This is a genomic window from Streptomyces longisporus (assembly GCF_039532765.1).
Taxonomy (GTDB): Bacteria; Actinomycetota; Actinomycetes; order Streptomycetales; family Streptomycetaceae; genus Streptomyces; species Streptomyces longisporus.
The window spans coordinates 396,455-408,808 of record NZ_BAAASG010000009.1 but is presented as its reverse complement, the minus strand read 5'-3'; the positions used below and the strand labels follow the sequence as shown (position 1 = coordinate 408,808).

13 protein-coding genes are annotated in these 12,354 nt (G+C 70.0%); all 13 read left to right on the top strand.

Annotated elements, in window-relative coordinates; translation table 11 throughout:
* Window positions 1–57 precede the first annotated feature (57 nt).
* The 13 genes from ABD355_RS20770 (at window position 58) to ABD355_RS20710 (ending at window position 12,352) form a co-directional block, all read left to right on the top strand.
* Window positions 58–1,347 (top strand): GAF domain-containing protein, encoded by a 1,290-nt coding sequence (locus ABD355_RS20770; RefSeq protein ID WP_344401988.1) that lies wholly within the window; start codon window positions 58–60, stop codon window positions 1,345–1,347.
* 174 nt (window positions 1,348–1,521) lie between these two features.
* Window positions 1,522–2,796 carry a hypothetical protein gene (locus ABD355_RS20765; protein WP_344401987.1) on the top strand — a complete coding sequence of 425 codons (1,275 nt, stop codon included), beginning with the start codon at window positions 1,522–1,524 and terminating at the stop codon, window positions 2,794–2,796.
* Window positions 2,797–2,950: 154 nt separating this feature from the next.
* Window positions 2,951–3,523 (top strand): GNAT family N-acetyltransferase, encoded by a 573-nt coding sequence (locus ABD355_RS20760; RefSeq protein ID WP_344401986.1) that lies wholly within the window; start codon window positions 2,951–2,953, stop codon window positions 3,521–3,523.
* A gap of 127 nt (window positions 3,524–3,650) precedes the next feature.
* Window positions 3,651–3,734: a putative leader peptide gene (locus ABD355_RS20755; protein ID WP_313904670.1), complete on the top strand. Its 84-nt coding sequence runs from the start codon at window positions 3,651–3,653 to the stop codon at window positions 3,732–3,734.
* A gap of 153 nt (window positions 3,735–3,887) precedes the next feature.
* Window positions 3,888–5,585 carry a nitrite/sulfite reductase gene (locus tag ABD355_RS20750; protein ID WP_344401985.1) on the top strand — a complete coding sequence of 566 codons (1,698 nt, stop codon included), beginning with the start codon at window positions 3,888–3,890 and terminating at the stop codon, window positions 5,583–5,585.
* A gap of 31 nt (window positions 5,586–5,616) precedes the next feature.
* Window positions 5,617–5,796, top strand: coding sequence for a hypothetical protein (locus ABD355_RS20745; RefSeq protein WP_099932046.1), 180 nt, complete (start codon window positions 5,617–5,619; stop codon window positions 5,794–5,796).
* A complete protein-coding gene (locus ABD355_RS20740; RefSeq protein ID WP_344401984.1) occupies window positions 5,793–6,503 on the top strand; it encodes a phosphoadenylyl-sulfate reductase in 711 nt (236 codons plus the stop codon). Before ABD355_RS20745 ends, ABD355_RS20740 begins: the two co-directional genes overlap by 4 nt.
* Window positions 6,500–7,066: an adenylyl-sulfate kinase gene (cysC, locus tag ABD355_RS20735; RefSeq protein ID WP_344401983.1), complete on the top strand. Its 567-nt coding sequence runs from the start codon at window positions 6,500–6,502 to the stop codon at window positions 7,064–7,066. Before ABD355_RS20740 ends, cysC begins: the two co-directional genes overlap by 4 nt.
* On the top strand, window positions 7,063–7,998 hold the full coding sequence (gene cysD / locus ABD355_RS20730) for a sulfate adenylyltransferase subunit CysD (protein WP_344401982.1): 936 nt from the start codon (window positions 7,063–7,065) through the stop codon (window positions 7,996–7,998). Before cysC ends, cysD begins: the two co-directional genes overlap by 4 nt.
* Window positions 7,999–8,000: 2 nt before the next feature.
* On the top strand, window positions 8,001–9,329 hold the full coding sequence (locus ABD355_RS20725; RefSeq protein WP_344401980.1) for a sulfate adenylyltransferase subunit 1: 1,329 nt from the start codon (window positions 8,001–8,003) through the stop codon (window positions 9,327–9,329).
* A gap of 231 nt (window positions 9,330–9,560) precedes the next feature.
* Entirely contained in the window at window positions 9,561–10,673 is a 1,113-nt protein-coding gene (locus ABD355_RS20720) for an aliphatic sulfonate ABC transporter substrate-binding protein (protein ID WP_344401979.1), read from the top strand.
* Between the two features lie 34 nt (window positions 10,674–10,707).
* Complete coding sequence (locus ABD355_RS20715; RefSeq protein WP_344401978.1) at window positions 10,708–11,487, top strand: ABC transporter ATP-binding protein; 780 nt, start codon at window positions 10,708–10,710, stop codon at window positions 11,485–11,487.
* Window positions 11,474–12,352, top strand: coding sequence for an ABC transporter permease (locus tag ABD355_RS20710; protein ID WP_344401977.1), 879 nt, complete (start codon window positions 11,474–11,476; stop codon window positions 12,350–12,352). The genes ABD355_RS20715 and ABD355_RS20710 overlap by 14 nt, the downstream gene beginning before the upstream one ends.
* Window positions 12,353–12,354 lie beyond the last annotated feature (2 nt).

The window sequence follows — 12,354 nt, the reverse complement described above, 5'->3', positions numbered from 1 at the left end:
CGTGGCCGAAACGCGGCGAGAAACCGGTTGTCCCGAGCCCTTCTTCCGGGAGGCCCCGTGGCGCACCCGCCGACGGACGTGACGCAGCTCGCCGTGGTCGACACGGCGCGCGCGGCGCGGGTACTCAGCGAGGTCCGCGCCGCCAGGCTCTCCGGGCAGCGCACCGCCGTCGCGCCGCGCCCGGTGATCGAGCAGTCCTGGGGGCGCATGCTGCGCAGCGGCATCGACCCCGAACGCGACCACCGCTCCGGGCTGCTGCCCTCCGACGAGGTGCGGCGGCGCCGGGAGAGCACGACGCTGCGGCACGTCCTGCCGGTGCTGCGGGAGGGGCTGCTGTCGGTCGCGGACGTCGCCCACCACATCATGGTCGTCGCCGACGAGGACGGCCGGGTGCTGTGGCGCGAGGGCAGCCCGGCCGTGCTGCGCAAGGCGGACGGGCTCGGCTTCGAACTGGGCGCCGACTGGCGGGAGGACGTCGTCGGGACGAACGGCATCGGCACCCCGGCCGTGGTGCGCCGGCCCGTGCAGGTCTTCGCCTCCGAGCACTTCGTGCGCTCGCAGACCTCCTGGACCTGTACCGGTGCGCCCATCACCGACCCGCGCGACGGCCGGCTGCTCGGTGTCGTCGACGTCAGCGGACCGCTGGAGACGATGCACCCGGCCACGCTCGCCTGGGTGGACTCGGTGGCCAAACTCGCCGAGGCCCGGCTGCGCGAGCTGCATCTGACCTCGTTGGAGCGGCTGCGCGCGGTGGCCGCACCGGTGCTGGCCCGGGTCGGCGGCCGGGCCCTGGCGGTGGACCGGGACGGCTGGACCGCGGCGGTGACCGGGATGCCGTACACCAGCCGGATCGCCCTGCCCAAGTCCCTGACGGCGGGCCGCCGGTGGCTGCCGCCGCTCGGCCTGTGCTCGGTGGAGCCGCTGGCCGAGGGCTGGCTGGTCCGGGCCACGGACGAGCCCGTGCCGCGCGGCGCCACGCGCATCGTGCTGGACCTGACGCAGTCGCGCCGCTGGTCGGTCACGGTGTCCGGGTCCGCGGGCTCCTGGAGCCATGAACTGAGCCCCCGGCACGCCGAATTGCTCTATCTGCTCGCCCTGCAGCGCGGCGGCCGCAGCGCGGCGGGCCTGGCCGAGGAGGTGTTCGGCGACCCGGCCCGTACGGTGACGGTGCGCGCGGAGATGTCCCGAGTACGGCGCTATCTCGGCGGGTTGCTGGAGCACCGGCCGTACCGCTTCGCGGAGGACGCGGAGGTGGAGCTGCTCCTGCCGGCCGACCCGCACGATCTGCTGCCGCAGTCGACGGCACCGGCGGTGATCAACGTACGGCAGCCGGCCGACATGCCCTGAGCGTGTCCGACACATACCCCTCAGTGACCACACGGCCGTATCTTCCGCATATTTGCACGGTCTTCGTGCCCTACCGCCCCGGACTGCCGTAGCATCCCTCTACGGGCCACCCCACCTGCTCCTTTGGTCAACACACGGACCAATGGCCGCAGTTGGCCCGCCTCGGGAGGACGTATGAAGCAACGTGGCCGACACCGCAGGCAGAAGCGGGGCCGTGCGCTGCGCGCCTTCCTCGCCGGGACCGCCCTCGCACTCACCGCCGCCGCCACCATGATCAGCGCCTCGCAGGCCACGGTCGGCGACAGGCCGGGAGCCCTCAAGGCACTCGACGCGTCCGAGCGGACGACCGGGCTGCGGCTCCAGGAGCGGCTGGTGCCTCGCAGCACCCTCGACCGGCTCGCCGCCGCCATGGGCAGGCCCGTCGGCGTCAGCACCGTCCTCGACGACGCCGACCACTCGCTGCTGGGCGCGGCCGACTGTACGGCCGGCGAGCGCACGGCGCTGCCCGTGGCACCCGCGGCCACCCGCGCGTACTGCTGGGACGCCGCCGACACCCGCGGCTGGCGGGCCGGCGCGGTCACCACCTCCGGGGACGCGGACGACGACGGCCACTGGGGCGACCGCCGCGTGATCCTCTCCGGCTGGACCCACCAGGCGGGCAGGTCGGCGCAGCCGGGCCTCGCCCGGGTCGCCTTCGTCGACGCCGGCGACCCCGACCGCCTCACCTATGCCTGGGCGACCCTTGCCGTCCCCGTCGACGGCGGCCGTGACTACCGCGGGCTCACCTCCGCCGTCTCCGGCATGGTCTGGTACCAGGACAAGCTCCTGGTCACCGCCGCGGACGGGCTGTACGTGTACGACGTGCACCGCATCCAGCGGGCCACCGTCGACAGCGGCGCGGTCGGCCGGGTGCCCGGCGGCTGGGCCGCGGACGGCGCGCGGTATGTCCTGCCGGCCGTCGGCTCGTACCGGCTCACCGGTGGGAGCGCCCTCCCGGCGGCGATCTCCCTCGACCGCAGCACCGCGCCGGACAGCCTGGTGGCGAGCGAGTGGGTGCCCGCGGACAGCGGCCGGCACACCCGCCTGTGGCGTTACGCGTTCAGCAGCGACCCGGACCGCGCCGGCCTGCTGGCCACCGATCCCGCGGGACGCGCGAGCGCGACCGAGGCGTACGAGACGAAGACGGCCGGCGTCGGCGGGGTCCTGTCGTACGGATCACAGTGGTACCTGGCCCGCACGGCGGGCACCGCGGACGGCCACGGCACCTTGTGGCGACAGAACGCGCGCGGCGCGAAGGCCACGCGGTGCGGTTCGGACGGGACGAACCGGTGCTGGGGCGGACCCTCCGGGGCCCTGTCTTATTGGGAGGAGACCGGTGAGGTCTGGTCCCAATCCGGGCGGATGTTGTATGCGCTGCCGTTGAGCTCAGTAGACAGGTCTCTGGGGTAGTCGCTCCGCGTTGGGCCGTCATTCGTCTGCGGCAACATCGTGGCTGGTCGCGCCCACGCGGCGGAGCCGCATATCGACACAGCCCCGCGCCCCTTTGGGGCGCGGGCTGGACGCCGATCGACAGATCCGCCCGGCGGATGATTCCCTGACCGGCATGACCAACATTCCCGTGACCACCTGGTCCCTGGAGCAGACCGCACCGACCGATCTGCTTTCGGCCGCCATGCCGGAGGGGGACGTGCGGATCGTTCGCTCCGAGGTTCCCTCGCCCGAGTTCAGCCGGTTCCTGTATGCGTCCGTCGGCGGTGACATCCGCTGGATCGACCGGCTGGGCTGGACGTATGCGCGGTGGCAGGAGCACCTGGGGCGGCCGGGCGTGGAGACATGGGTCGCATACGACCGGGGAACGCCCGCGGGATACGTGGAACTGGAGCCGCAGGACGACGGGGTCGTGGAGATCGTGTACTTCGGTCTGATTCCCGCCTTCCGGGGGCGGCGGATCGGCGGACACCTGCTGTCGTACGGCGCCGCCCGCGCCTGGGACCTCGCGGAGCGCTGGCCCGGGCTGGCGCAGACGAAGCGGGTCTGGCTGCATACGTGCAGCCTGGACGGGGAGCACGCCATGGACAACTATCTGCGCCGGGGCTTCAAGCTCTTCGACACCAAGGTCGAGGAGCAGGCCGAGGTGCCGGCACCGGGCCCGTGGCCCGGGGCATACCGCGCCTGACCTGCACCGACAAGACCGGCGGCGGCCGATGTGATCGACGACACCCTTGTCTCACACTTCGAGACCAGGGTGTCCGCATCATGGACGAAGCTGGACTGTGTCCAGATTGCCATGACACGCTTCCGTCATGTCTGGAACTGGAATTGCCTTGGTGAGTCGGCGGCACGTCGACCTCGGCCGCATGTCCAGCGCCATCTGTCCGGCGTGCTGAGCGCCCATTAGTGGCCTCCGGCCACGGGGCCGCGACACACCCGACATCTCCTGACATTCCCTCTCATCCCGCGCAACGACGCGCACGCATGCCCATGCGCCCGAATGCGCAGGTCAGAGCCGCTTCCCGCCTGTCCCGAAGGACGTAATCACCATGGCCGCCACCCCGCAGAAGCCTGCCGCTTCGACTCCCCGCCGCAAGGTGAGCCGTCACCGTGGTGAGGGTCAGTGGGCCGCGGGGCACCACACCCCGCTGAACGGCAACGAGCAGTTCAAGAAGGACGATGACGGTCTCAATGTGCGGACACGCATTGAGACGATCTACTCCAAGCGCGGCTTCGACTCGATCGACCCCAACGACCTGCGCGGACGTATGCGCTGGTGGGGGCTGTACACCCAGCGTAAGCCCGGGATCGACGGCGGCAAGACCGCGATCCTGGAGCCGGAGGAGCTGGACGACAAGTACTTCATGCTGCGGGTGCGCATCGACGGCGGCCGCCTGACCACCCAGCAGCTGCGCGTGATCGGCGAGATCTCGCAGGAGTTCGCGCGCGGCAGCGCCGACATCACCGACCGGCAGAACATCCAGCTGCACTGGATCCGCATCGAGGACGTCCCGGAGATCTGGAACCGGCTGGAGGCCGTCGGCCTGTCCACCACCGAGGCCTGCGGCGACTGCCCGCGTGTGGTCATCGGCTCGCCGGTCGCAGGTATCGCCGAGGACGAGATCATCGACGGCTCCTGGGCGATCGAGGAGATCCACGAGCGCTACATCGGCAGCAAGGAGTTCTCCAACCTGCCGCGCAAGTTCAAGACGGCGATCTCCGGCTCCCCGCTGCTCGACGTGGTGCACGAGATCAACGACGTGGCGTTCGTCGGCGTCGAGCACCCCGAGCACGGCCCCGGCTTCGACCTGTGGGTCGGCGGCGGCCTGTCCACCAACCCGAAGCTCGGCGTCCGGCTCGGCGCCTGGGTCCCGCTGGACGAGGTGCCCGAGGTGTGGGCCGGCGTGGTCGGCATCTTCCGCGACTGGGGCTACCGGCGGCTGCGCACCCGCGCCCGTCTGAAGTTCCTCGTCGCCGACTGGGGCCCGGAGAAGTTCCGCCAGGTCCTGGAGGACGACTACCTCAAGCGCAAGCTGGTCGACGGTCCCGCGCCCGCCGAGCCCTTCGGCCGCTGGCGCGACCACGTCGGCGTGCACCGGCAGAAGGACGGCCGGTTCTACGTCGGCTTCGCCCCGCGCGTCGGCCGCGTCGACGGTGCCACGCTCACCAAGATCGCCGAGGTCGCCGAGGCCCACGGCTCGGGCCGGGTGCGTACCACCGTCGAGCAGAAGATGATCGTCCTCGATGTCGAGGAGGCGCAGGTCGAGCCGCTGGTCGAGGCCCTGGAGGCGCTGGACCTGACCGCCAAGCCGTCCCCGTTCCGGCGCGGCACCATGGCCTGCACCGGCATCGAGTACTGCAAGCTCGCCATCGTCGAGACCAAGCAGCGCGGTTCGTCCCTGATCGACGAACTGGAGCGCCGCATCCCGGAGTTCGACGAGCCGATCACCATCAACATCAACGGCTGCCCGAACGCCTGCGCCCGTATCCAGGTGGCGGACATCGGTCTCAAGGGCCAGCTCGTCCTCAACGACCGGGGCGAGCAGGTCGAGGGCTACCAGGTGCACCTCGGCGGTGCGCTGGGCCTTCAGGCCGGGTTCGGCCGCAAGGTCCGTGGCCTGAAGGTCACCTCCGAGGAGCTGCCCGACTACGTCGAGCGTGTCCTCAAGCGGTTCCAGGCCGAGCGCGAGGACGGCGAGCGGTTCGCCGCCTGGGCCTCCCGTGCGTCCGAGGAGGCCCTGTCGTGAGCGTCAGCGAACGACAGCGAAAGGAGGGGCCGTGAGCGAGCGGGCCGCCCCCTTCTACTGCCCCTACTGCGGCGACGAGGACCTGCGTCCGTCCGAGCAGGGCCATGGCGCCTGGGAATGCGCGGCGTGCAACCGGGCCTTTCAGCTGAAGTTCCTCGGGCTGCTCGCCCGGGGTCTTCAGCACTCCGAAGCAGGGGGAGACGACATATGACCGCGGTTCAGGAAGAGAAGGCGACCGAGGACCTGAAGGCGCTCGCCGAGCAGGCCGGCCGTGACCTGGAGGACGCCTCCGCGCTGGAGATCCTCCAGTGGGCGGCCGAGACCTTCGGCAAGCGTTTCTGCGTGACCTCGTCGATGGAGGACGCGGTGGTCGCCCACCTCGCCTCGCGCGCCATGCCCGGCGTGGACGTGGTGTTCCTCGACACCGGCTACCACTTCCCGGAGACCATCGGCACCCGCGACGCGGTCGAGGCCGTGATGGACGTCAACGTCATCACGCTCACCCCGCGCCAGACGGTCGCCGAGCAGGACGCGGAGTACGGCCCCAAGCTGCACGACCGCGACCCCGACCTGTGCTGCAAGCTGCGCAAGGTCCAGCCGCTGGAGCAGGGCCTGAAGAACTATGTGGCCTGGGCGACCGGTCTGCGCCGCGACGAGTCCCCGACCCGGGCGAACACCCCGGTCGTCGGCTGGGACGAGAAGCGCCGGAAGGTCAAGATCTCCCCGATCGCCCGCTGGACCCAGGACGACGTGGACGCCTACGTCGCCGAGCACGGCGTACTGACCAACCCGCTGCTGATGGACGGCTACGCGTCCGTCGGCTGCGCCCCCTGCACCCGCCGCGTCCTGGAGGGCGAGGACGCGCGCGCGGGCCGCTGGGCGGGCAGTGCCAAGACCGAGTGCGGGCTGCACGGATGACGACGACAGACATTCAGGAGACGAACGTGACGACCGGAGCCACCGTCTGGCTCACGGGTCTGCCGAGTGCCGGCAAGACCACCATCGCGTACGAGCTGGCCGGCCGGCTGCGCGAGGAGGGCCACCTCGTCGAGGTGCTCGACGGCGACGAGATCCGCGAGTTCATCTCCGCGGGTCTCGGCTTCAGCCGCGAGGACCGGCACACCAACGTGCAGCGCATCGGCTTCCTCGCCGAACTGCTCGCCCGCAACGGCGTCAAGGCGCTCGTCCCGGTGATCGCGCCGTACGCCGACAGCCGCGAGGCGGTGCGCAAGCGCCACCAGGAGGGCGGGGCGCCGTATATCGAGGTGCATGTGGCGACCCCGGTCGAGGTGTGCTCCGTACGTGATGTGAAGGGTCTGTACGCCAAGCAGGCGGCGGGCGAGCTGTCCGGGCTCACCGGGGTGGACGACCCCTACGAGGAGCCCGAGACGCCCGATCTGCGCATCGAGTCGCAGCACCAGACCGTCCAGGAGTCCGCGGCCGCGGTCCACGCGCTGCTCACCGAAAGGGGACTGGCATGACGACCGTTGCCAAGGCGGAGGAGGGCACGGCCGCTCCGTACGCCCTCTCCCACCTGGACGCCCTCGAGTCCGAGGCAGTGCACATCTTCCGCGAGGTGGCGGGCGAGTTCGAGCGGCCGGTGATCCTGTTCTCCGGCGGCAAGGACTCCATCGTCATGCTGCACCTGGCGCTGAAGGCCTTCGCGCCGGCCGCGGTGCCCTTCTCGCTGCTGCACGTGGACACCGGGCACAACTTCCCCGAGGTCCTGGAGTACCGCGACCGGACGGTGGCCGAGCACGGGCTGCGGCTGCACGTCGCGTCGGTGCAGGACTACATCGACCGGGGTGTGCTCAAGGAGCGCCCGGACGGCACCCGCAACCCGCTGCAGACGCTGCCGCTGACGGAGAAGATCCAGGCGGAGAAGTTCGACGCGGTCTTCGGCGGCGGGCGCCGCGACGAGGAGAAGGCCCGGGCCAAGGAGCGGGTGTTCTCCCTGCGCGACGAGTTCTCGCAGTGGGACCCGCGCCGCCAGCGCCCGGAGCTGTGGAACCTGTACAACGGCCGCCATGCGCCCGGCGAGCACGTCCGGGTCTTCCCGCTGTCCAACTGGACCGAGCTGGACGTGTGGCAGTACATCGCCCGCGAGGGCATCGAACTGCCGGAGATCTACTTCGCGCACGAGCGTGAAGTGTTCCAGCGGGCCGGGATGTGGCTGACCGCGGGCGAGTGGGGCGGGCCCAAGGACGGCGAGACCGTCGAGAAGCGGCTCGTCCGGTACCGGACCGTCGGCGACATGTCCTGCACGGGCGCCGTCGACTCGGACGCAGTGACGCTGGAGCAGGTCATCACGGAGATCGCCGCCTCACGGCTCACCGAGCGCGGTGCCACCCGCGCCGACGACAAGATGTCCGAGGCCGCGATGGAAGACCGTAAGCGCGAGGGGTACTTCTAAGCATGAGCACCACCACGGAACTCTCCGAGACGACCCTTCTGCGGTTCGCGACCGCCGGTTCGGTCGACGACGGCAAGTCCACGCTCGTCGGCCGGCTGCTGCACGACTCCAAGTCGGTCCTGGTCGACCAGCTGGAGGCCGTCGAGCGCGCCTCCGCCAGCCGTGGCCAGGAGGCCCCCGACCTCGCGCTGCTCACCGACGGTCTGCGCGCCGAGCGCGAGCAGGGCATCACGATCGACGTGGCCTACCGCTACTTCGCCACGCCCCGGCGGCGGTTCATCCTCGCCGACACCCCCGGCCATGTGCAGTACACCCGCAACATGGTGACGGGTGCCTCCACCGCCGAGCTGACCGTGATCCTGGTCGACGCCCGCAACGGCGTCGTCGAGCAGACCCGCCGGCACGCCGCGATCGCGGCCCTGCTCCGCGTCCCGCACGTCGTCCTCGCCGTCAACAAGATGGACCTGGTCGACTACAAGGAGCCGGTCTTCGCCGCGATCGCCGAGGAGTTCACGGCGTACGCGACCGAACTGGGCGTCCCCGAGGTCACCGCGATCCCGATCTCGGCGCTCGCCGGTGACAACGTGGTGGAGCCGTCCGCGAACATGGACTGGTACGGCGGCCCGACGGTGCTCGAACACCTGGAGACGGTCCCGGTCACGCACGACCTGAGCCACTGCCACGCGCGCCTTCCCGTGCAGTACGTGATCCGCCCGCAGACCGCCGAGCACCCGGACTACCGGGGCTACGCGGGCCAGATCGCCGCGGGTTCCTTCCACGTCGGCGAGGCCGTCACGGTGCTCCCCTCGGGCCGTGCCTCCCGCATCTCCGGCATCGACCTGCTCGGCGAGCCGGTCGACGTCGCCTGGACCACCCAGTCGGTGACCCTCCTGCTGGAGGACGACATCGACATCTCGCGCGGCGACCTGATCGTGCCCAGCAAGGACGCCCCGGCGACCACGCAGGACATCGAGGCGACCGTCTGCCATGTCGCCGACCAGGCGCTGACCATCAACCACCGGGTGCTGCTCAAGCACGGCACCCGCATCGTCAAGGCCATCGTCAAGGACATCCCGTCCCGGCTCACGCTCGACGACCTGTCCCTGCACCCGCACCCGGGACAGCTCGTCGCCAACGACATCGGCCGCGTGAAGATCCGCACGGCGGAACCGCTGCCGGTGGACTCCTACGCCGACTCGCGCCGCACCGGCTCCTTCATCCTGATCGACCCGAACGACGGCACCACGCTCACCGCGGGCATGGTCGGCGAGTCGTTCGCGTCCCCGGAGCCAGTCAAGGACGAGTCCGAAGACGACGGTTGGGACTTCTGACATGAACTCCCTCGACTACTACTCCACGTTCGCGAAGGAGGGCGGCCGCGTCGGCAGCGGCGCTCTGGGTAGCGGGCAGGGCGGAGTGGCGCGATGTGTGCGTTGACGTACGCGCACTGCCTGCGCGCCCCGTCCCCCCACCCGACGTCCCGGAAGCGACGAAGACCTGCCGACCTCCCGGCCACGGCCTTAAAGACCGTGACCGCCGGGCCTCCGAGAGGAACACCTCCCGTGCCTGTCAACCGCTCAACGTTCCTTCGCCGCGGCGTGGCCGTGGTAGCCGCACTTCCCCTGCTCACGCTTGCCGCTTGCGGCTACGGGTCCAAGTCCACGACCGACAACTCCAAGGAGAAGGTCGCCGCAGGGTCGTCGAAGATCGAAGGCCTCGACTCCGTCAAGATCGGCTACTTCGGCAACCTGACCCACGGCACCGCGCTCGTCGCCCGTCAGCAGGGCCTGTTCCAGAAGGAGCTGGGCGCCACCAAGGCGGACTACCAGATCTTCAACGCGGGCCCGTCCGAGATCGAGGCGCTCAACTCCGGCTCCATCGACATCGGCTGGATCGGCCCGTCCCCGTCGATCAACGGTTACGTCAAGTCCGGCGGCAAGGGCCTGAAGATCATCGGTGGTTCGGCCTCCGGCGGCGTGAAGCTGGTCGTCAACCCGAAGAAGATCAAGTCCCTGAAGGACGTCAAGGGCAAGAAGATCGCGACCCCGCAACTCGGCAACACGCAGGACGTGGCGTTCCTCAACTGGATCGCCGACCAGGGCTGGAAGGTCGACGCGAACACCGGGAAGGGCGATGTGTCGGTGGTCCGCACCGACAACAAGATCACTCCCGACGCCTACGCGTCCGGCGCCATCGACGGCGCCTGGGTGCCCGAGCCGACCGCGTCCAAGCTGGTCGCGGAGGGCGGCAAGGTCCTGCTCGACGAGGCGTCCCTGTGGCCGGACAAGAAGTTCGTGATCACGAACATCATCGTGCGGCAGGCCTTCCTCAAGGAGCACCCGAAGGCCGTCGAGGCCGTGCTGAAGGCCTCGGTCGAGGCCAACAAGTGGATCAACGCCAACCCGGACCAGGCGAAGGCGGCGGCCAACAAGCAGCTGGAGGCCGACTCCGGCAAGGCGCTCAAGCCGAAGGTCCTGGACCCGGCCTGGAAGTCGATCCAGTTCACGAACGACCCGCTGGCCGCGACCCTCAACACCGAGGCCGAGCACGCGGTCAAGGCCGGCCTCCTGGAGAAGCCGAACCTGAAGGGCATCTACGACCTCACGATCCTCAACAAGGTCCTCAAGGCCGAGGGCGAGAGCACGGTCGACGACGCCGGTCTCGGCTCCAGCTGATCCCCGCCCGACGAGTTCCCAGGAGGTGACGACCATGGCAACGACCCTCGCCAAGGCCGAAGAGTCGGTGGAGTACGCCGCTCGCCTTGAGCATGTTTCGAAGTCCTTCGCAGGACCGGGCGGGCAGCAGCTCGTCCTGGACGACATCACTCTTGATGTCGCGCCCGGCGAGTTCGTCACCCTCCTGGGGGCCTCGGGCTGCGGCAAGTCCACGCTGCTGAACCTGGTGGCGGGCTTGGACAAGCCGACCGTCGGCTCCATCGCGACGGACGGCCGCCCGGCCCTCATGTTCCAGGAGCACGCCCTTTTCCCCTGGCTGACAGCGGGCAAGAACATCGAACTCGCCCTCAAGCTCAGGGGAGTTCCGAAGAACGAACGGCGTGAACGGACCGAGCGGCTGCTCGAACTGGTCCGTCTGAAGGGCGCGTACGGCAAGCGTGTCCACGAGCTGTCGGGCGGTATGCGGCAGCGTGCGGCGCTGGCCCGGGCGCTCGCCCAGGAGAGCAACCTGCTGCTGATGGACGAGCCGTTCTCGGCCCTCGACGCCATCACACGAGACGTGCTGCACGACGAGCTGACGCGGATCTGGGCGGAGACGGGCGTGTCCGTTCTCTTCGTCACGCACAACGTGCGCGAGGCGGTGCGGCTCGCGCAGCGTGTGATCCTCCTGTCGTCCCGCCCCGGGCGGATCGCGCGCGAGTGGGCGGTCGACATCCCCCAGCCGCGCCGCATCGAGGACGCGCCCGTGGCCGAACTGTCCCTTGAGATCACCGATGTACTGCGTGGGGAGATCCGCCGTCATGGCCAGCACTGAGACGACACCGGCCCAGGACGCCGGAAGCGTCGAGGCAGGCCTCGACGCACTGGAGACCACGGCCACCGGCCGTACGCCCTTCGCGCAGACCTTCAAGAACAAGATCCTGCCGCCCGTCATCGCCATCGCTGTTGTGCTGGTGGCCTGGATCCTGCTCTATCCGGTCGTCAACAACCCGTCGAAGCTGCCCTCCCCCGCCGATGTCTGGGGCGAGGTCGAGGACCAGTGGGTCAAGGGCACCCTGCTCTCCTACATCTGGGGCAGCGTCTCCCGCGGTCTGCTCGGCTTCCTGCTCGCACTGGTCATCGGGACACCGTTGGGTCTGGTGGTGGCCCGGGTGAAGTTCGTACGTGCGGCGTTCGGCCCGATCCTCTCCGGACTCCAGTCGCTGCCCTCGGTCGCCTGGGTCGCCCCCGCGGTGATCTGGCTGGGTCTGGACAACTCGGTGATGTTCACGGTGATCCTGCTGGGTGCCGTTCCCTCGATCGCCAACGGTTTGGTGTCGGGTGTCGACCAGGTGCCCCCGCTGTTCCTGCGGGCGGGCCGCACACTCGGTGCGACCGGGCTGCGCGGCACCTGGCACATCGTGATGCCGGCGGCGCTGCCCGGCTATGTGGCCGGTCTGAAGCAGGGCTGGGCGTTCTCCTGGCGTTCGCTGATGGCCGCCGAGATCATCGCCCAGTCCCCGGACATGGGCATGGGCCTGGGCCAGCTGCTGGAGGTGGGCCGTACCAACAGCAGCATGTCGACGGTCTTCCTCGCGATCCTGCTCATCCTCTTCGTCGGCATCGCCATCGACCTGCTGATCTTCAGCCCGCTGGAGCGGTGGGTGCTGCGCAGCCGCGGCCTCCTGGTGAAGAGCTGATC

Excerpts from the sequence above, each read along its gene's own strand:
- ABD355_RS20765 (WP_344401987.1), top strand. The coding sequence starts at position 1,522 with ATGAAGCAACGTGGCCGACACCGCAGGCAGAAGCGGGGCCGTGCGCTG.
- ABD355_RS20760 (WP_344401986.1), top strand. The coding sequence starts at position 2,951 with ATGACCAACATTCCCGTGACCACCTGGTCCCTGGAGCAGACCGCACCG.
- ABD355_RS20755 (WP_313904670.1), top strand. The coding sequence starts at position 3,651 with ATGTCTGGAACTGGAATTGCCTTGGTGAGTCGGCGGCACGTCGACCTC.
- ABD355_RS20750 (WP_344401985.1), top strand. The coding sequence starts at position 3,888 with ATGGCCGCCACCCCGCAGAAGCCTGCCGCTTCGACTCCCCGCCGCAAG.
- ABD355_RS20740 (WP_344401984.1), top strand. The coding sequence starts at position 5,793 with ATGACCGCGGTTCAGGAAGAGAAGGCGACCGAGGACCTGAAGGCGCTC.
- cysC (WP_344401983.1), top strand. The coding sequence starts at position 6,500 with ATGACGACGACAGACATTCAGGAGACGAACGTGACGACCGGAGCCACC.
- cysD (WP_344401982.1), top strand. The coding sequence starts at position 7,063 with ATGACGACCGTTGCCAAGGCGGAGGAGGGCACGGCCGCTCCGTACGCC.
- ABD355_RS20725 (WP_344401980.1), top strand. The coding sequence starts at position 8,001 with ATGAGCACCACCACGGAACTCTCCGAGACGACCCTTCTGCGGTTCGCG.
- ABD355_RS20715 (WP_344401978.1), top strand. The coding sequence starts at position 10,708 with ATGGCAACGACCCTCGCCAAGGCCGAAGAGTCGGTGGAGTACGCCGCT.
- ABD355_RS20710 (WP_344401977.1), top strand. The coding sequence starts at position 11,474 with ATGGCCAGCACTGAGACGACACCGGCCCAGGACGCCGGAAGCGTCGAG.